The organism is Methylobacterium sp. J-072, from assembly GCF_022829425.1.
GTDB lineage: Bacteria > Pseudomonadota > Alphaproteobacteria > Rhizobiales > Beijerinckiaceae > Methylobacterium.
Genome location: NZ_JAKSYK010000179.1, coordinates 1 through 446, shown reverse-complemented (window position 1 = coordinate 446; position 446 = coordinate 1). Strand labels below are relative to the sequence as shown.

Below are 446 nucleotides of genomic sequence, written 5' to 3'. Positions count from 1 at the left end.
GAGCAGATGCGTGCGCTCCGAGATGTCGTTGACGGTCTCGATGATGTCGCCGATCGTCTGGGTCTTCTCCGACAGGCTCACGATGTTGCCGGCCACCTCCTCCGCCTGCTCGCCGATCGCGTCCATGGCCTTGGCGGTTTCGGAGACCGCGCGCAGGCCCTGGCCGGAGGTGTCGGGGGTGGCCTGGGCGGTGGCGCTGACCTCGGTGGCGCGCTTGCCGATCTGGGCGGCGGAATGGGTGATCTCGTCCACCGTGGCGGCGGTTTCCTGGACGGGGGCGAACTGCTCTTCGACGGAAGCCGCCTGCTGCTGGGCGGAGGCGCGGATCTCGGCGGCGGCGGCGTTGAGGTCGGCGGTGGCGGGGCGGTTGGTCCGGGCGAGGTCGGACAGGTTGTCCACCATCGCGTCCAGCGTACGCCCGAGACGGGCGATCTCGTCGCCGCCCT

The 446-nt window shown here is 70.9% G+C and carries 1 pseudogene; it reads right to left on the bottom strand.

Annotated elements, in window-relative coordinates:
- A pseudogene (locus MKK67_RS21410) lies at positions 1–446 on the bottom strand (chemotaxis protein); the annotation flags it as partial.